Origin of the sequence: Methylobacterium sp. CCH5-D2, from assembly GCF_001556475.1 — a bacterium.
GTDB classification, from domain to species: domain Bacteria; phylum Pseudomonadota; class Alphaproteobacteria; order Rhizobiales; family Beijerinckiaceae; genus Methylobacterium; species Methylobacterium hispanicum.
Map to the genome: position 1 here is coordinate 1 of NZ_LSIX01000171.1, position 16,104 is coordinate 16,104.

16 protein-coding genes are annotated in these 16,104 nt (G+C 71.9%); 3 read left to right on the plus strand and 13 right to left on the minus strand.

The features are described from left to right. Positions 1-187 precede the first annotated feature (187 nt). Positions 188-352, plus strand: a complete 165-nt coding sequence (locus AX737_RS04445) for a hypothetical protein (protein ID WP_156453524.1) — start codon at positions 188-190, stop codon at positions 350-352. A gap of 34 nt (positions 353-386) precedes the next feature. Here the strand turns inward: AX737_RS04445 and AX737_RS04450 are convergent, their stop codons facing one another. From AX737_RS04450 to AX737_RS32940, 5 genes are all read right to left on the minus strand, one after another. Then, positions 387-1,535, minus strand: coding sequence for an alpha/beta hydrolase (locus tag AX737_RS04450; protein ID WP_066919293.1), 1,149 nt, complete (start codon positions 1,533-1,535; stop codon positions 387-389). A gap of 265 nt (positions 1,536-1,800) precedes the next feature. Further along, the gene (locus AX737_RS04455; protein WP_066919295.1) at positions 1,801-4,368 is read right to left on the minus strand and encodes a TonB-dependent receptor; all 2,568 of its coding nucleotides are present in this window, start codon (positions 4,366-4,368) and stop codon (positions 1,801-1,803) included. Between the two features lie 121 nt (positions 4,369-4,489). Continuing rightward, positions 4,490-5,434: a FecR domain-containing protein gene (locus AX737_RS04460; protein WP_066919297.1), complete on the minus strand. Its 945-nt coding sequence runs from the start codon at positions 5,432-5,434 to the stop codon at positions 4,490-4,492. A 100-nt stretch (positions 5,435-5,534) separates the two neighbouring features. Further along, a complete protein-coding gene (locus AX737_RS04465; RefSeq protein WP_066919320.1) occupies positions 5,535-6,044 on the minus strand; it encodes a sigma-70 family RNA polymerase sigma factor in 510 nt (169 codons plus the stop codon). 244 nt (positions 6,045-6,288) lie between these two features. Beyond that, positions 6,289-6,549 (minus strand): hypothetical protein, encoded by a 261-nt coding sequence (locus AX737_RS32940; protein ID WP_156453525.1) that lies wholly within the window; start codon positions 6,547-6,549, stop codon positions 6,289-6,291. A 48-nt stretch (positions 6,550-6,597) separates the two neighbouring features. Between AX737_RS32940 and AX737_RS04470 the strand changes: the two genes are divergently transcribed. Then, positions 6,598-7,848: an NAD(P)/FAD-dependent oxidoreductase gene (locus AX737_RS04470; protein WP_066919299.1), complete on the plus strand. Its 1,251-nt coding sequence runs from the start codon at positions 6,598-6,600 to the stop codon at positions 7,846-7,848. Between the two features lie 240 nt (positions 7,849-8,088). Here AX737_RS04470 and AX737_RS04475 read toward each other — a convergent pair whose 3' ends face one another. The 5 genes from AX737_RS04475 to AX737_RS04495 all read right to left on the minus strand — a co-directional run bounded on the left by AX737_RS04475 (position 8,089) and on the right by AX737_RS04495 (position 11,649). Beyond that, positions 8,089-9,021: a glyoxylate/hydroxypyruvate reductase A gene (locus AX737_RS04475; protein ID WP_066919301.1), complete on the minus strand. Its 933-nt coding sequence runs from the start codon at positions 9,019-9,021 to the stop codon at positions 8,089-8,091. Beyond that, positions 9,018-9,473, minus strand: coding sequence for a type II 3-dehydroquinate dehydratase (locus AX737_RS04480; protein WP_066919303.1), 456 nt, complete (start codon positions 9,471-9,473; stop codon positions 9,018-9,020). The genes AX737_RS04475 and AX737_RS04480 overlap by 4 nt, the downstream gene beginning before the upstream one ends. A gap of 63 nt (positions 9,474-9,536) precedes the next feature. Next, positions 9,537-10,484 carry a LysR family transcriptional regulator gene (locus AX737_RS04485; RefSeq protein WP_066919305.1) on the minus strand — a complete coding sequence of 316 codons (948 nt, stop codon included), beginning with the start codon at positions 10,482-10,484 and terminating at the stop codon, positions 9,537-9,539. 71 nt (positions 10,485-10,555) lie between these two features. After that, positions 10,556-11,230, minus strand: a complete 675-nt coding sequence (locus AX737_RS04490) for a DUF1028 domain-containing protein (protein WP_066919308.1) — start codon at positions 11,228-11,230, stop codon at positions 10,556-10,558. Beyond that, on the minus strand, positions 11,227-11,649 hold the full coding sequence (locus AX737_RS04495) for a RidA family protein (RefSeq protein WP_066919310.1): 423 nt from the start codon (positions 11,647-11,649) through the stop codon (positions 11,227-11,229). The genes AX737_RS04490 and AX737_RS04495 overlap by 4 nt, the downstream gene beginning before the upstream one ends. Before the next feature lie 324 nt (positions 11,650-11,973). Here AX737_RS04495 and argE point away from each other — a divergent pair, with 324 nt between their 5' ends. After that, positions 11,974-13,146 carry an acetylornithine deacetylase gene (gene argE, locus AX737_RS04500; protein ID WP_066919312.1) on the plus strand — a complete coding sequence of 391 codons (1,173 nt, stop codon included), beginning with the start codon at positions 11,974-11,976 and terminating at the stop codon, positions 13,144-13,146. A gap of 289 nt (positions 13,147-13,435) precedes the next feature. Here the strand turns inward: argE and AX737_RS04505 are convergent, their stop codons facing one another. From AX737_RS04505 to AX737_RS04515, 3 genes are read right to left on the minus strand one after another with little or no spacing between them, the layout of a single operon-like run. Further along, entirely contained in the window at positions 13,436-14,044 is a 609-nt protein-coding gene (locus tag AX737_RS04505) for a glutathione S-transferase N-terminal domain-containing protein (RefSeq protein WP_066919314.1), read from the minus strand. Between the two features lie 52 nt (positions 14,045-14,096). Continuing rightward, entirely contained in the window at positions 14,097-15,254 is a 1,158-nt protein-coding gene (locus AX737_RS04510) for an ABC transporter ATP-binding protein (protein WP_066919316.1), read from the minus strand. Beyond that, on the minus strand, positions 15,235-16,053 hold the full coding sequence (locus AX737_RS04515; protein WP_066919318.1) for an ABC transporter permease: 819 nt from the start codon (positions 16,051-16,053) through the stop codon (positions 15,235-15,237). Before AX737_RS04515 ends, AX737_RS04510 begins: the two co-directional genes overlap by 20 nt. Positions 16,054-16,104 lie beyond the last annotated feature (51 nt).

Genomic DNA, 16,104 nt, shown 5'->3' on the forward strand with positions numbered 1-16,104 from the left:
CCGCGCCGGCAACCGCCATCGCCTTCAACACGCGCCCGCAGGACAGCGCGGCGGCTGTCGAGCGCGTGTGCCGCGAAGCCCCGCGAAGCTGATCGCGGGAGGCGCCATGCCGAGCGCACCGGCTCCTCCTGACAGCACCGAGCCGTCCGGCTTGTCTGCCGGCGGCCGGGAGCTCTGCCATGGGCTCATGGGCCCAGAGCGTGGCATTGAGGCCGCGGTCCGCGAGATCCGCGCCCAGGCGCTCCGAGAGGCGGCCGTGATCATCCGCGCCCGCGCGCGGCCGGTGCTGGAGATCCACCAGAGCCGGGGCTTGCGCCGCACCGAGCGGCCCGAGAGAAGCCCCAGCCGATGACGGATCCGCGCTCCTGCCGCCTGCACCGCTGACTCTACGAGCGGGACCCGCGGCTCATCGACGACACGGATCCGCCCGCCATCGCCGCGTCGATCGCCCGCTCGACCTTCGCACGGGCGCTGTAATGCGTCATGTGGCCGATGCCGGGCAGCAGCTTGAGAGTGCTGCCGGGGATCGTCGTGTGCAGCCGCACCGAGTGCGCGGTCGCGTCCACGACGGCGTCCGCGTCGCCGGTCAGGATCGTGACAGGCAGGGTCAGGCCGGCGTAGCGGGCCTGGAGCCGGGCGACGGTGGCGTTCATCGAGGCCGCGTCCTCCGAGACCGCGCGCAGCTGCGTCGCCGCCGACGCGATCTCGACGGGGAAGCGCGCCGTGAAGCGGGCCGGCACCGGCTGGGGCCGGAACACCTGGCGGTAGGCCTGCTCCGCGAGCGCCCGGTTGACCGCGGCGGGCACCAGCGCGCGCGCCGTATCGCCGAGCCCCGGCACGGCGAGCGGCGCGGCCAGGACGGCGTCCGCGCGGTGCTGCGGGAAGAAGTAGCCCGACAGCAGGACGAGGCCGCGCAGCTCGCGCCGCACCTCCGCGGCGAGCGCGAGAGAGACGATCGTGCCCCACGAATGCCCGACGACGAGCGGGCGCTCGGCCTTGAGCGCGTCGAGGATCCGGTCGAGGAGTGCCGCCTGGGCGGCGGCTGTCCAGACCCGGTGGCGCGGCCGGGCCGTGTAGCCGAAGCCGGGCCGGTCGAGGGCGATGACGCGGTAGCGCGTGGCCAGCCGCTCGATCAGCCCGCAGATCGCGAAGTCCTCGGCCATGGTCCCGTTGCCGTGCACCAGCACGACGGGCCGCCCGCGGCCGCGCACGATGACGTGGACGGGCAGGCCGTCGATCGTCACGAACCGGCCCGACGGGCGCCGGACCACCTCCGGCCCGCGCGGGCCCTGCGCGGCCCGCATCGCGGTCTCGGCCTGCCGCACCGTCCGCTTTACGGAGCGGGCCGCCTGCCTGCGCGCATCGTGGATCGCCTGCTCGGCCGACCGGGTCACCGCTTCGGTGGCGGCCTTCGTCGCGGCCTTCGTCGCGGCCTTGGTCGCCGCTTCGACGGACCGGGCGATCTGCCGCGTCGTGCGGGTGAGGCTGCGGCGCACGAGACGCTGGGTGCGGCGGGACGGGGTGAAGGGAAACACGGCGACCTCGCGGGATGCCCGAGCGATGCGATCGTCGGGATTGCTAATCCCGGGCCACGCCCGGAACCTCCGATCCTCGCGACGGGCGCGGTGTTGGGGGCGGCGGCGTCTGGGAGTGCTGCGGCTGCAGGGGCGGTCCGGGTTGGCGGGCGCCGCACGGGCAGTGTGTCGGCCACCGCAACATCACCGAGCCGTGCGGCTCGAAGGAGGCAAAGGCGGCCGGATAGTGCCCCGGGATCCGGAGCGGCGCAGCGCGGCCGCGCCTCTAGAAGTCGAGCTGGGCCGAGAGGATGAACGTTCGCGGCGCGCCGAGCGCGAGATAGCCGCGGGCCGCCGAGGCCCAGTACGAATCGTCGAGCAGGTTCTGGACGGTGGCCCGCACCACGACGGGCTTGCCGTTCACGCCCTCGAAGGCGTAGCGCAGGCCGGCATCGAAGCGCGTCCAGTCGGGGACCGACTGCGTGTTGGCCTGGTCGTAGAACATCCGGCTCGTGTAGATCGCCCGGCCGGTCAGGGTCAGGCCGGGGGCGAGCCACGGCGGCAGATCGACCTCGCCGTAGAGGCTGAACGCCGTGTCGGGAACGCCGGGCGCCGTGTTGCCGTCGAACTGGCGGTTGGGCGTGCTGACCAGCTTCGCGTCGATGACGGTCACGCCGCCGACGAGCCGCACGCCCGGGACGGGCTCGCCGAACACGTTGAGTTCGAGGCCGCGGTTGCGCTGGAGCCCGCTGAGCGTGAAGCGGTTCGTGGCGGTGTCGGTGAAGGCGTTCGGCTGCTCGATCTCGAAGAGCGAGGCGGTGAGCGCCACGGTGCCGAAATCGTACTTGGCGCCGACCTCCTTCTGCCGGCTGACGACGGGGGCGAAGACCTCGCTGGCGTTGACCACCGTCGCGGGCGCGCTCGGGCCCGCATCGAGCGACTCGATGTAGTTGCCGTAGAAGGCGAGGTTCTCGGTGGGGCGGACCACCAGGGCGTAGGCGGGGCTGAACCGGCTCTCCGCGTAGCGCGTGGCGCGTTGGCCCTGCGTCGGGCCCGGGCGCGTGGCGTAGCTCTGCAGGTCGATCTCCTGGAAGCGCCCGCCGAGCGTCAGCAGGAAGCGGTCGTCGCCGAGCGACAGGGTGTCGGCGATGGCGACGCTGCGGGCGTAGAGTTCCGTGAAGAGCGGCTGCCGGTTGGAGCGCGGGACGTTGAGCGTCGGGACGGAGCCGAACGGCAGGTAGACGGGGTCGTAGATATTGGTCGTGTAGGTCGGCAGGGCGAAGGGCACGAAGCCGCGCGAGTGGTTCTTGTTCACGGCCTCGGCCGCGGCGAGGTTGAACTGGTGGCCGACGAGGCCGGTGTGGAAGCGTGAGCGCAATCCGACCTCGCCGCTGAAGCCCTCCAGCTCGAGCGGCTGGATGGCGAGCGCGTTCGACGCCTGCCCCGTCACGCCCGTGACCCGGTAGTTCGAGGTCAGGAAGTCCTCGTTGTAGCGGCTGAGGCCGCCGGCCGCGTAGAGCGTCGTCTCCGGCAGCAGGTCGTACTCGACCCGGCCCGCGGCCATGTTGTAGCGGCTGTCGTTGTACTCGAACGGGTTCGCGGTGTTGCGCCGCGCGTTCGGCGCGCGCGGAACCGGGATGGTGGGCGCCACCGCGTTGAACAGCGAGGTCGGCGCCGTCACGTTCTGCGTGGAATGGTTCAGGTCGATCGAGGCGCGGAAGCGGTCGCCGCGATAGTCGAGGCCGAGCGCCGCGACGCCGACCTCGATCGCGTTGTTGTCGAGCGGCGTGGCGCCGTTGCGGTAGGCGCCGTTGAAGCGCACGCCCCACTCGTTGAAGGCGCCGAAGCGGCGGCCGATGTCGGCGTGCGTCCAGATCTGTGCGTCGCCGATATAGGTCGTCGTGAGCCGGGTGAGCGGCTCGTCGAAGGCCCGCTTCGGGATCAGGTTGATTGTGCCGCCGACGCGGCCCGTGCCGCCGCTGAGCAGCGCCGTGGGTCCGAGCAGGATCTCGACCCGCTCCAGCCCTTCCGTGAAGGTGCGGCGCGGGTTGGCGATGTAGAACAGGCCGTCGAAGGCGGTGTCGAGGTTCGTGACCGAGAACCCGCGGATGAAGTACGAGTCGCGCTCGCTGAAGGGCGGGGCGTCGTTGCGGACGGAGGGGTTGTTCAGCACCACGTCGGAGAGCGAGCGCGCCTGCTGGTCGTTGATCAGCTTCTCCGTGTAGCCCGTCACGTTGAAGGGCGTGCGCAGGACGGAGCGGTTGCCCAGGAAGCCGACGCGCGTCCCCGATCCGACCTGACCGCCCGCGTAGGGCACCGGCGGCTGCCCCACCGTGCCGCTGGCCGGCGGCAGGCCCGCGGGCGTTCCCTCGCCCTGCCGCTGCCCCTCGACGCTCAACTCGTCGAGGGTGATCGCCTGGGACGCGCCGAGCTGGACGTAGCGCGGGTTCACGAGCGTGATCGTGGACGGGCCGACCGCGCGGTAGGTCAGGCCCGTGCCGTCGAGGATCCTGCCGAGGGCCTCGAGGGGCCGGAACGCCCCCGCGACGCCCGGTGTCGTCAGCCGTTCCGTCAGCTCGGTCGCGTAGACCAGCTTGACGCTGGCCTGCTCGGTGAAGGCCACGAGCGCCGGTTCGAGCGAGCCCTGCGGGATCGAGAGGACGACCGGCGCCGCGCCCTGCGCCACCCCGGGCTCCGGCGCGATCGCGATGATGCCCGGCCCGCGCGCCGGGCCCGCCGGGGCACGGCCCGCCTCGCGGCCCTGGGCGGCCGGGCCGACCGCCAGCATCGACACACCGGCCAGGAGGCTCCCGGCCCGCCGCACGCCGCCAAACCCACGTCCCCGCAACACCATGCAGCGCCCCATCCGTCCGCTCGAGGGGGCGGCGCGCTTCGCGCTCTCTCGTCCCCACCCCTTGAGATCGGCGAGGCGGCGTTCTCCTGACGTCGGCGGGCGAGGTTTTTTCCGGGAATCCTCAGAGCGGCGATCCGACCAGGACGAGGAAGGGGGTCAGGCGGGTGACGCGCACGCCCATCGTCGCCGCGATCACCTCCAGCGCCTCGTCCGTGTCGCGCGGGTCGAACACGCCCGTGACCCGGCGCTCGCCCGCCTTCCCGTCGAGCAGGACGATGCCGCCGCGGCGGTAGCGCCCCAGCTCCGCCAGGACCCCGGACAGCCGCTCGCCCGAGACGAGCAGGCGGCCCTGCCGCCAGGCCGTCGCCCGGCCCACATCCGCCGCGACGACGGCGGGGGCCGCTCCATCCTGGAGGCGGACCGCCTCGCCGGCCGCGACCTGGACGCGCCGGCCGGACGCGGTCACCTCGACGCGCCCCTCGGCGACGTCCACGGGCCTGTCGGCGCCGTCCACACGGACGGAGAAGCGCGTGCCCAGAGCCCGGACGCTCAGGCCGTTGCCGCGCACCACGAAGGGCCGCCGGGGGTCGGGGGCGACGTCGAAGAAGGCCTCGCCGCGCAGAAGCTCGACCTCGCGCCCGGCCGCGGTGAGGCGTAGGGCGAGGGCCGTGTCGGTGTTGAGGTCGATGTGGCTGCCGTCGGCCAGGGTCTCGTGCGCGATCTCGCCGACCCCGGTCCAGACGTCGGCCCGCATCCGATCGACGAGACCGAGCTCGTAGGCGAGCGCGCCGCCGAGCAGGGCCGCGGCGGCGATGCCGGCAAGGCCCCGCGACGGCCGGCGGCGCCGCCGCGGATCGGGCACTTGGCCGAGCCGGCGCCAGAGCGCGTCCATCTCGGCATAGGCCTTCGCGTGGGCCGGATCGGCCCGGTGCCACGCCTCGAACGTCCTGCGGTCCGTCTCCGTCGCATCGGGCGAGGAGAGGCGCGCGACCCAACCCGCGGCGATCTCGCGGACCGGATCCTCGCCGTCTTCCTCGGTTGCGCCGGACGCCTCGCTCCCGGTCACGAACGGCTCCCCGCCAACCTCGACAGGGCTCGCGCAGCCAGCCTGTGCGTCCCCATAGGCCCGGCAGCGCCGGGACGCCGATCTCCTGACCGCCCTTCCCTCACGGATGGTCGCCGAACCGGCGTCGGCACTGCAGCATGGCCCTGATCAGATGCTTCTCGACCATGTTCCGGCTGATGCCGAGCCGGGCCGCAGCCTCGCCGTTCGGCAGGCCGTCGATGCGCACGAGCAGGAAGACCTCGCGGCACCGGGGCGGCAACGCGTCCACCGCCGCGGCGAGCCGCCGCAACTCCTGCCGGGCGACGACCTGACGTTCCGGCAGGGCGTAGCCGTCGACGATGTCCCCGAGATCCGCCGCGCTCACGGGCTGGAACAGCGTGCCCTCGAACCGCCGCCGGTTCCGCATCCGCAGGGCGACACGATGGGCGATCTGGAACAGGAAGGCCGAGGGCTGTTCGATCTGCGTGCGCGAGAGCGCCGCAAGCATGCGCAGGTACGTTTCCTGGTGGGCGTCGGCCGCGTCGGTCGAATTGCCGAGCAGGCGCAGCAGGAAGCGGCGGAGCTTGGCGTTTTCGCTACGATGCAGCGCATCGATCGATATCGGCTGCATGATGCCGGCTCCGCTCACCTCCGGGTTCTCGCGGCGAAAGATCACTTGATCGACGGCCCATCAAGCCGCTCGCGGCACTAAAAAGAGGCAATCGTTTCGTAATTATTCTAAATAAGATCGGAAAATACGTAGCAAGTCATTGTATCGTAGACAGTAAAGTCCGACTTTATTATCGATCGAGTGAGGACGGCGGCTGCCGATAGCGCGATGCGCGACCGGGATGTTGTATCACGGCCACACCACGTCACGAGTGCGTCGTGCGCGGCCCGGAGCCCTGCGGCCCGGTCGAAGGGCGCGTCCGGAGCGGTGCCGTCGCGGCCGGGGCGCGGTGCGCCTGCGCCTTGCTGCTCGAGCGGACGCTGGCCGGGGCCGACAGTTCGCATTTTCCGAAGCGCACCATAAAAAATTCGTTCTTCTCTTCGCTGGCCGCTTCAAGCAGACCTGAATCCAGAAGCAACATCGCCGACCCCGTGCGTAACAGATCGAATTTCGCCGGCTCTGACACGTCCGCCGATTTCGAGTCTGAAGGGTCTGCAAGATTTCGGGAGCCAAAATGGCAGTCGAGACCACCGACACTCTGGTCGTGGGAGCTGGCCAATCGGGCATCGCGATGAGCGAGCATCTCAGCGCACTGAAGATTCCGCACATCGTCCTGGAGCGCAGCCGTATCGCCGAGAACTGGAGTTCGATGCGCTGGGATTCGCTGGTCGCCAACGGCCCGGCGTGGCACGACCGCTTTCCGAACCTGACATTCGAGGACGTGCATCCGGACGCCTTCCCGGCGAAGGATCGCGTCGCCCGATATTTCAATGACTACGCCGCGATGATCAAGGCGCCGATCCGGACGGGCGTGGAGGTCCGGCGCGTCAAGCACAACCAGGGTCGTCCCGGCTACACGGTGACGACCTCCGACGGCGTCTACGAGGCCCGGCGGGTCGTGGCGGCGACGGGGCCGTTCCAGGTTCCATCGTTTCCCGACATCGTCCCCGCCGAGGCGGAGGTCGATCAGCTGCATTCCTCGACCTACAAGAACCCCGGGCAGCTGGCGGACGGCGCCGTGCTGGTCGTCGGATGCGGCGCCTCGGGCTCGCAGATCGCCGAAGAGCTCTGCAAGGCGGGGCGCGACGTCTACCTGTCGGTGGGCGAGCATTACCGCCCGCCGCGGGCCTATCGCCAGCGCGACTATTGCTGGTGGCTCGGCGCGCTCGGCCTGTGGGACGAGGTCAAGTCGAAGCGCAAGAAGCGGCACGTCGCCTTCGCGGTGAGCGGCTACGAGGGCGGGCGGACCGTCGATTTCCGGCGGCTCGCGCATCTGGGCGTCACGCTGGTCGGCGTGACCCGTGATTACGCGGACGGCACGCTCCACTTCGCGGACGACCTCGTGCGCAACATCGCCGAGGGCGACGAGGCCTATTTCGACGTCCTGCGGGATGCCGACGCCTACATCGCGCGCAAGGGCCTGGATCTGCCGCCCGAGCCGGAGGCTTGGCAGCGCTACGAGGATCCGGACTGCCTCAAGCAGCCGATCCTCAGCCTCGACCTGAAGACGTCCGGCATCCGCACCATCCTGTGGGCGACCGGCTTCAAGTACGATTTCAGCTGGCTCGACGTCGATGCGTTCGACGAGCAGGGCCTGCCCCTGCACAAGCGCGGCGTCTCGGCGGAGAACGGCATCTACTTCCTCGGCCTGCCCGACCTGACCAACCGCGCCTCGGCCTTCATCTACGGCTGCTGGCAGGACGCGAAGCACATCGCCGACCACATCGTGATCCAGCGCAACTACGACGCCTACACGCGGGCCTGACGAGTCCGGAAGGCTTCCCCACCCCTTTTCTCGGACACCTGGAGCGTCAGCAGAGGGTGATCCGGGATCCAGCAGGAGAAGTGCCGCGGAAGCGGCTCGATCTCCAGCCCCGTCGCAGGATCAGGACGCTTCGCGCCTTGTCTCGGCTGGGTCCCGGATCGCCCTCCGCTGATGCTTCGGGCGTCCGGGAGAAGGGGTGGTTCACGCTCGGCAGGTGCTGCGACGCGATCAAGCAGGCTCTCAATACCCGCGCGTCAGGTCCACGCGGTGCTCGGGTGCGTGTCCCGCGCGCACCCGGCGGATGTTCTCGGCGATCTGCCGGGCGGCGGAGGCGGGGATCGCCACCGAGGCGAGGTGGGGCGTGACGAGGACGTTCTCCATCGTCCAGAGCGGATGACCCTCCGCGAGCGGCTCGGTCTCGAACACGTCGAGCGTCGCGCCCCCGAGATGGCCGGAGGCCAGGGCCGCCACGAGCGCCGCCTCGTCGATCACCGCCCCGCGCGAGACGTTGACGAGCTTGGCCCCCCGCGGCAGCGCGGCGATCGCGTCCGCCCCGATCAGGCGCCGGGTCTCGGGCGTCAGCGGCAGCATCACCACCAGGATCTCGCTGCGGGCGAGGAACGGGACCAGCGCGTCGGGTCCGGCGTGGCAGTCGATCCCGGGAAGCGCCTTCGGCGTGCGCGACCAGCCGGCGACGGAGAAGCCCTGGCGGGCGAGTTCGAGCGCCGCCGCGCCGCCGAGTTCGCCCAGACCCAGCACGCCGACGCGGATCTCCCGGGCCTCGCGCGGGTGGACGTAGTGCCAGCGGCCGGCGCGCTGGGCCGCCTCGAAGGCCGGGATGTCGCGGGCGTAGCGCAGCACCGCGAACAGCACGTAGTGCGTCATCATCCTGGCCATCTCGGGGTCGGACAGGCGCGCGACCGGCACATCGGGCAGGTCGTCCCGGCCGACGAGGGCGTCGGCGCCCGCGCCCAGGATGGTGACGAGCCGCAAGGCCGGATGCCGGGCGAAGAAGCCGGCGGGCGGCTTCCAGACCAGCGCGTAGCGGACGTCGTCCCCCGGCCCGATCTCCTCCGGGGTCCGGACCCGCACGTCCGGCAGCAGCGCCTCGAGCGCGGCGCGCCAGGGCTCGACCGGATCGACGGCGCTCGCGAAGACGAGGGTCTCGGTCACGCGCGGGCCTCCCGCACCAGGGTGGCGAGGGCGGTGATCGCGAGTTCGTAGCCGAGGCCGCCGAGCCCCGCGACCACGCCGGTCGCCGCCCGCGAGACGTAGGAATGGTGCCGGAAGGGCTCGCGCTTCCAGATGTTGCTCATGTGCACCTCCACGATGGGCCCGGGAAAGGCCTGCAGCGCGTCGAGGATCGCCACGGAGGTGTAGGTCAGCCCGGCCGCGTTGATGGCCAGGCCCGCGGCCGTCCCTCGGCCCTCCTGGATCCAGTCCACGAGCACGCCCTCGTGGTTCGACTGCCGGAAATCGAGGGCGACGCCGACGGATCCGGCATGCCGCTCGCAGCGCGCCTTGAGCGTGGGGAAGCTCTCCGTGCCGTAGGTGCCGCTCGGGTCGAGCCCGTACAGGTTGGCGTTCGGACCGTTCAGGAAAAGGATCGGGATCGGCGCGGTCATGGTGTGTTCCTCGGGGCGTTCCTTGGAGCGTTCCTCGGGGGCTTCCTGCCCCGGTTGGGCGCTCTAGCGCGGGACCCGCCGCTCGATGGCGGGCGCGACCATGCCGGGGATGTAGGCGTCGGAGATGAAGGCCCGGCAGTGCGTCTCGAAGGCCTCCACGAGGCGCGAGCGGTTGAGCTGCTTCAGGCGCGCGAGGCCGATGCGCATCGGGCGGTGCGTGCCCGCGAGCCGCACCCGCTTCAGCCGCTTCCCGTCGAGGGCGAGGTCGGAGCGCGGGCGCACGTTGAACAGGGTGTAGCCGTGGCCGTTGGCCACCATCGTGCGCACCACCTCCTGGTGGGCGGAGCGCGCGCCGATCCGCGGCTGCAGGCCCTCGGCCATGAAGAGGGCGAGGAAGTATTCGCGGCTCAGCGGCAGGTCGAGCAGGATCATCGGCTCGTCCACGACGTCGGCCAGCGCGACCGCTGCCTGCTCCGCGAACGGGTGCCCCTCCGCCACCAGGACGTGCGGCGGCAGATCGACGAGCGGGGTGAAGTGGATGTCGTCCGGCACGTGCAGGTCGTAGGTCAGCGCGACCTCGGTCTCGGAGCGGCGCAGACCCGTGATGAGCTGTTCCTGGTCGCCCTCGACGTAGCGGATCTGCGTGGCCGGATAGGCGGTGGTGAAGGCGTGGGCGAGTTCGGGCACGAGCATCGGCGCGAGCGTCACCATGCAGCCGAGCGAGAGGGGGCCCCGCACCTGCCCGCCGGCCTCGGAGGCCAGGGTGTAGAGCCCCTCGGCCTGCTCCACGAGGGCCTTGGCCTCGCGCAGCACCTCGCGGCCGATCGGCGTCAGCGTGAGCCCCTGCGCGTGGTGGCGGACGAAGAGCTGCACGGAGAGTTCCCGCTCCAGGTGCGCGATGGCCGTCGAGATCGAGGGCTGCGAGATGTGGATGCGCTCGGAGGCGAGTGTGATGCTGCCGGTCTGGCCGGCGGCGATGAAGTATTCGAGCTGGCGCAGGGTGAACCGCATTCGCCGCCTTCAGCGAGCGCAGAGGACGACCAGTGGGCCGACCGGAAGACCGCCTCGCGTCCTGTCCTCGATCATAGGTCGCCCGGCACTCCGTAGCTCGGCGCGGCGACCGGGTCGAGGGCGCGGGTGACGTAGGCGTCGAGCTGCGGCCGGTAGAGGTCCCAGAGCGCGGCGAGGCCCGCGATCGGGCAATCCTCGGTCCAGTCGACGCGCAGGTCCGCGACGGGCCAGGCGACCTCGCGCACCAGCATGAGCCCGGCCGAGTGCACGGGGCCCGCCTCACCGCCGGCCGCGAGCGCCGCCCGCATCGCGACGAGGAGGCGATCGCCCAGATGCCCGGACGCGCCCAGGAAGGCCTCGACCATGGCCCCGGGCACGCCCGCGTCGGCGAGCAGGTTGCCGCCGCAGGCGACGTCCCGGTCGCGCGCCTCGGCCCAGGTTCCGAGCGCCCTGGGGCCGGAATGGATCGCCGTGCCGCCGGCCGCGTCCACCGCGAGCACCTGCCGATAGTCCATCGGGCCGCCGGTCCGCCGCAGCACGGCGACGGCCTCGGCGGCGTCGGCGCCGAGCGCCATCAGGTCGAGGGCCCGGCGCCCGAGCCTCGGGTCCGTCACGTTCTGGCTCGCGACCGCGCCGACCCCCGCGCGGGCATGGGCGCAGCGCGCGGCGACGGCGGGCGAGGAGGACGAGACGGCGACGCCGAACATGCCGGTCGCCGCGCAGCGCGCCACGATCGAGAAGGTCATGCGCCCTCCGGGATCACCGCGATGGCGTCGATCTCGACGAGCCATTCGGGCCGGGCGAGCGCGGAGACCACGATCCCGGTCGAGACCGGATGGACGCCCTTCAGCCAGCGGCCGACCGTGCGGTAGACCGGCTCGCGGTAGCGCGGATCGACGAGGTAGATCGTGATCTTGCAGATGTGCTCGAGCTTGGAGCCGGCCTCCTCCAGCAGCATCGCGATGTTGGCCATCGCCTTCTCGGCCTGACCGGCGGCGTCGCCGATCGCGACGCTCTCGGAGCTGTCGAGGTCCTGGCCGATCTGCCCGCGCACGAAGACCATCTGCCCCCGCGCCACCACGGTCTGGCAGAGGTCGTTGTCGAGCTGCTGCTCCGGATAGGTGTCGCGGGTGTTGAAGGGACGGATCCGCTTGTGGACGGTCATCGGGTCGTTCCTACCTCGGGCAAGAGCGAAGGCGGGCTGCGGCTCGCGCCGCCCGGCCCGGGAGACGAGCGCCCGTGCGGGCGCCGCACGCGACCCGGCCGCTCGACGCATCGGGATCGACCGGCGGCGCCCGCTTCCAGGCTTGAGCGGGGCGAGGATATCGATCCGGCCGGTCCCAACAACTAGCACTTGCCGGGGTCGTGGTTCGGAAAATCCGAAGCCGCCGGAGGCCCCGCGACGGCCGCGGATACGGCTCCGCGTGTTGTCTCCGGTACGCGCCGACCGTAACCATCCGCCCGGTCCAGCGAGGCGCGGAATCCACTGATGGTCACCCCTGTCACGGCATCGCAAGCGCTCATCGAGACGCTGGACAGGCTCGTCGCCTTCGAGTCCGTCAGCGCCAGCAGCAACCTCGCGCTCGTCGACTCCGTCGAGGCGCTCGCCCGGGCGAGCGGGGCCGAGATCGACCGGGTGCCCTCGGAGACGGGCGAGAAGGCCGCGCTCTGGATCACGCTCGGCCCGCGGGACGTGCCGGGCTACGTGCTCTCCGGGCACAGCGACGTCGTGCCGGTGGCGGGGCAAGCCTGGTCGAGCGACCCGTTCCGGCTGACCGAGTGCGACGGGCGCCTCTACGGGCGCGGCACCTCGGACATGAAGGGCTTCGTCGCGGTCTGCCTGGCGCTGATGCCCGAGATGGCGGCGGCGGGGCTCGCCCGCCCGATCCACATCGCCCTCTCGTACGACGAGGAGGTCGGCTGCCTCGGCGTGCGCCCGCTGATCGCGCGGATGCGCGCGCGGGGCCTGCGGCCGCTCGGCTGCTTCGTGGGCGAGCCGACCGAGATGGGCGTGGTGGTCGGCCACAAGGGCAAGAGCGCGGCGCGGCTCACCTTCCGCGGACGGGCCTGCCACTCGGCGATGGCGCCGCAGGGGATCAACGCCGTCGAGTACGCCGCCCGCTTCATCGACCATGTCCGCCTGAGCGCCGAGGGGCTCGCCCGCGACGGCGCCCGCGACCCGCTCTACGACGTGCCCCACACCACCGGGCTCTGCAGCGTCGTCCGCGGCGGCACGGCGCTCAACATCGTGCCCGACGCCTGCGCGGTCGAGTTCGAGTACCGCGCCATCGCGGCCGACGATGCCGGGGCACTGGCCGGGGCCGCGATCGCCTACGCGACCGAGGTGCTGGGCGCCGAGATGCGCGCGCGAGACCCCGCCTGCGGCGTCACGGTCGAGCCGCTTGTCGATTATCCGGGGCTCGAGCTCGATCCGGGGGCGGATCTGGCGCGCCTCGCCAAGCGGCTCGCCGGCCGCGACGACCACGCCAAGGTGTCCTACGGGACCGAGGCGGGCCTGTTCCAGGCGCTGGGCGACGTTCCGGCCGTGGTGATCGGCCCGGGCGCGATGGCGCGCGCCCACAAGGCCGACGAGTACGTCACGCGGGACGAGCTGGAGAACTGCGCCGCCTTCGTCCGGCGCTTGATCGACGTGTCGCGCTGACGTGGAGACCGGGCGCGCGGGCTGCCGCGGCCCGCACCACCCATTTCCCGGGCGCCTGGAACGAAGTGGAAGGTGACCCGGGATCCAGCACAAGACGTCGCGAAGCGTCGATACGCTGCAACGGTGCTGGACATCGAGCCGCTTCGCGGCACGTCCTTCTCTGGGTCCCGGATCATCTTCCGCTGACGCTCCAGGCGTGCAGGCCCGAAGGGCCCGGAAAGGGGCGGGGTCTCTCATCCGCAAGGGTCGGAAGCCGGTCGCGACCGAGACCGCGTGCGGCACTCGCCCCTCAATCCTCGGGCGTGGTGCGCTGCATCGAGGGGCGCCGGCCGAACGCCTCGTACCACGCCGCGGCGGCAGGCCGGCCGGTCCGCCAGCCGAGGTCGGGGAAGCGGAAATCGAGGTAGCCGAGGGCGCAGGCCGTGGCGACGGCGCCGATATCGAGCGCGCTCGCAGGCCCGGCGAGCGTCGCCTCGATCCGGTCGAGGGCGCCGGCGATCTTCGCCACCTGGCCCGCTTCCCAGGCATCCCAGCGCGCGGTGGCCGGCCGCAGGACGCGCTCGTAGCGCAGCAGCAGCGCGGCATCGAGCAGGCCGTCGGCCAGCGCTTGGCGGGCGAGCGCGTCCCAGCGTGCCTCCCCGTCCGGGAAGAGGCGCGGGCCGGCCGAGCGCGCGTCGAGGTACTCGCAGATCACCCGGCTGTCGAACAGGGCAGTGCCGTCGTCCAGCACCAGGGTCGGGACTTTGCCGAGGGGGTTGTGGCCCACTGTGTCCGGGTTGCGCTCGGTCGGCACGGCGGCGACCGGCCCGATCTCGATCGCCTCCGCCTGGCCGGTCTCGTGGGCGAGGACCAGGACCTTGCGGACATAGGGCGAGGTGCGCGCGTAGAGGAGCTTCATCGGATGGAACCCTCCTGTCCCGAGCCTGTCGGCCCGGCTCTCCGTTAGAGCCTCACGGCTCGGGCGGGAAGGCGACGAGGCCCGCCTGCGGCACGAGCAGGCCCACCGGGGTCCCGGGGGCGTAGGTGGCGAGCGCCCCGTGCCCCGGCATCCGCACCACCACGCGCCCGCCTCCGGCGAGGTCGGGATGGAGGTCGGCGTGCAGGTCGATGTGGGAGCCCTGGTAGACCAGGGCCGCGACCCGGGCCGGCAGGGTCCCGGCCTCGCCCGCGGGGCGCACCCCGAGATGATCCGGCCGCACGAACACGTCCACCGTCGCGCCGGCCGCGCAAGCGCCCAGCGAGCCGGCCTCGACCTCGCGACGCAGGCCGCCGACCGCGACCGTGGCGCGCTCGCCCGCCCGGGTTTCCAGACGGCCGGGCAGGAGGTTCACGTCGCCGATGAACCCCGCCACGAAGCGGTCCTGCGGGTGACGGTAGACCTGGTCCGGCGTGCCGACCTGCCGGACGCGGCCGGCCGACATCACCACGATCCGGTCCGACATGCTGAGCGCCTCGCCCTGGTCGTGCGTGACGAAGACCGTCGTCACCCCGAGCCGGCGCTGGATCTCCTTCAGCTCGACCTGCATCGCCCCGCGCAGGTTCTTGTCGAGCGCCGAGAACGGCTCGTCGAGCAGCAGCACCTTCGGGCGGATGACGAGGGCGCGGGCGAGCGCGACGCGCTGTTGCTGGCCGCCGGAGAGCTGGCGGGGCGAACGGTCGGCGAAGCCCGAGAGCTTCACGAGGGCAAGCGCCTCCGCGACCCGCTCGGCGATCTCGCGCTTCGGGACCCCCCGCATGCGCAGGCCGTAGCCGACGTTCTTGGCCACGCTCATGTGCGGGAACAGGGCGTAGTTCTGGAAGACGATGCCGATCTCGCGCTCGTAGGGCGGGGTGGCGGTGACGAGGTCGTCCCCGATGAAGATCTCGCCCGCATCCGCCTCCAGGAAGCCCGCCATCAGGTTGAGGAGGGTGGTCTTGCCGCAGCCCGAGGGGCCGAGCAGCGTCAGGAACTCGCCCTGCTCCACCCGGAGCCAGGTCTCCTCCAGGGCGGTGACCGTGCCAAAGCGCTTCACCACCCCGTCGAGGCGGACCGCCGGGGCGGGCCGGGCGGACACGGCGGCGCCGGGCAGGCTCGCGGGCGGGGAGAGATCAGCGGCCTTGCTCAACATTCAACACCTTGCCGAGCCCGAGGAACGTGTTGGCGACGGTCAGCGCGAGCGCCGTCACCGCGATGTAGATGACCGAGACGGCCGCGAGCGTCGGGTCCGCGAACTCGCGGACGTAGCCGTACATCGCCACCGGCAGGGTCTGGGTCGCCTGCCCCGTCACGAAGAGCGAGGCGGTGAACTCGTTGAAGGAGAGGATCGCGGCGAAGAGCCAGCCGCTGACGAGACCGGGCGCCAGCAGCGGCAGGGTGATGGTCGAGAGCACGCGGCCCGGCCGGGCGCCGAGGCTGGCGGCGGCCAGTTCCAGCCGCTCGTCGATGTTCTGCAGCGAGATGTAGACCGAGCGGATCACGAAGGGCAGCACCACGATCACGTGGGTGAGGACCACGACGGAGAAGCCCCGGGCCGCGCCGATGCCGGTGGCGAGCACCAGGAGGCCGAGGCCGATGGTGAAGTGCGGCACGATCAGGGGCGAGAGCAGCACGCCCTCCAGCGTCGCCTTGAGGCGGAAGCTGTACCGCTTCAGCGCGATCGCGAAGCCGGTGCCGACGCCGAGCGCGATCGTGGAGGCCCAGGCGGTGACCACGAGGCTGTTCCACAGGCCCGTCTGGAAATCCCGGTAGGTCAGGGCCCGGGTGAACCAGCGGGTCGAGTACTTGGCCGGCGGGAAGCTCAGGATCGCCCGGTCGTTGAAGGCGGCGAGCGTCACCACGAAGGCCGGCAGGACGATGAAGGCGAGGATCAGCCCGACGAGGACCTTGCCGGAGATCCCCAGGAGACGGGTGCGGAGGCCGCGGCGCATCAGTGACCTCCGAGCGCTTCGAGCGGACGCGCGGCGCGGCCTCCGCACCCG

Bases quoted from the DNA above. Each gene is read 5' to 3' on its own strand.
- AX737_RS04445 (WP_156453524.1), top strand. From the start codon at position 188: ATGGGCCCAGAGCGTGGCATTGAGGCCGCGGTCCGCGAGATCCGCGCC.
- AX737_RS04455 (WP_066919295.1), bottom strand. From the start codon at position 4,368: ATGGTGTTGCGGGGACGTGGGTTTGGCGGCGTGCGGCGGGCCGGGAGC.
- AX737_RS04465 (WP_066919320.1), bottom strand. From the start codon at position 6,044: ATGCAGCCGATATCGATCGATGCGCTGCATCGTAGCGAAAACGCCAAG.
- AX737_RS04470 (WP_066919299.1), top strand. From the start codon at position 6,598: ATGGCAGTCGAGACCACCGACACTCTGGTCGTGGGAGCTGGCCAATCG.
- AX737_RS04480 (WP_066919303.1), bottom strand. From the start codon at position 9,473: ATGACCGCGCCGATCCCGATCCTTTTCCTGAACGGTCCGAACGCCAAC.
- AX737_RS04485 (WP_066919305.1), bottom strand. From the start codon at position 10,484: ATGCGGTTCACCCTGCGCCAGCTCGAATACTTCATCGCCGCCGGCCAG.
- AX737_RS04490 (WP_066919308.1), bottom strand. From the start codon at position 11,230: ATGACCTTCTCGATCGTGGCGCGCTGCGCGGCGACCGGCATGTTCGGC.
- AX737_RS04495 (WP_066919310.1), bottom strand. From the start codon at position 11,649: ATGACCGTCCACAAGCGGATCCGTCCCTTCAACACCCGCGACACCTAT.
- argE (WP_066919312.1), top strand. From the start codon at position 11,974: ATGGTCACCCCTGTCACGGCATCGCAAGCGCTCATCGAGACGCTGGAC.
- AX737_RS04505 (WP_066919314.1), bottom strand. From the start codon at position 14,044: ATGAAGCTCCTCTACGCGCGCACCTCGCCCTATGTCCGCAAGGTCCTG.
- AX737_RS04510 (WP_066919316.1), bottom strand. From the start codon at position 15,254: ATGTTGAGCAAGGCCGCTGATCTCTCCCCGCCCGCGAGCCTGCCCGGC.
- AX737_RS04515 (WP_066919318.1), bottom strand. From the start codon at position 16,053: ATGCGCCGCGGCCTCCGCACCCGTCTCCTGGGGATCTCCGGCAAGGTC.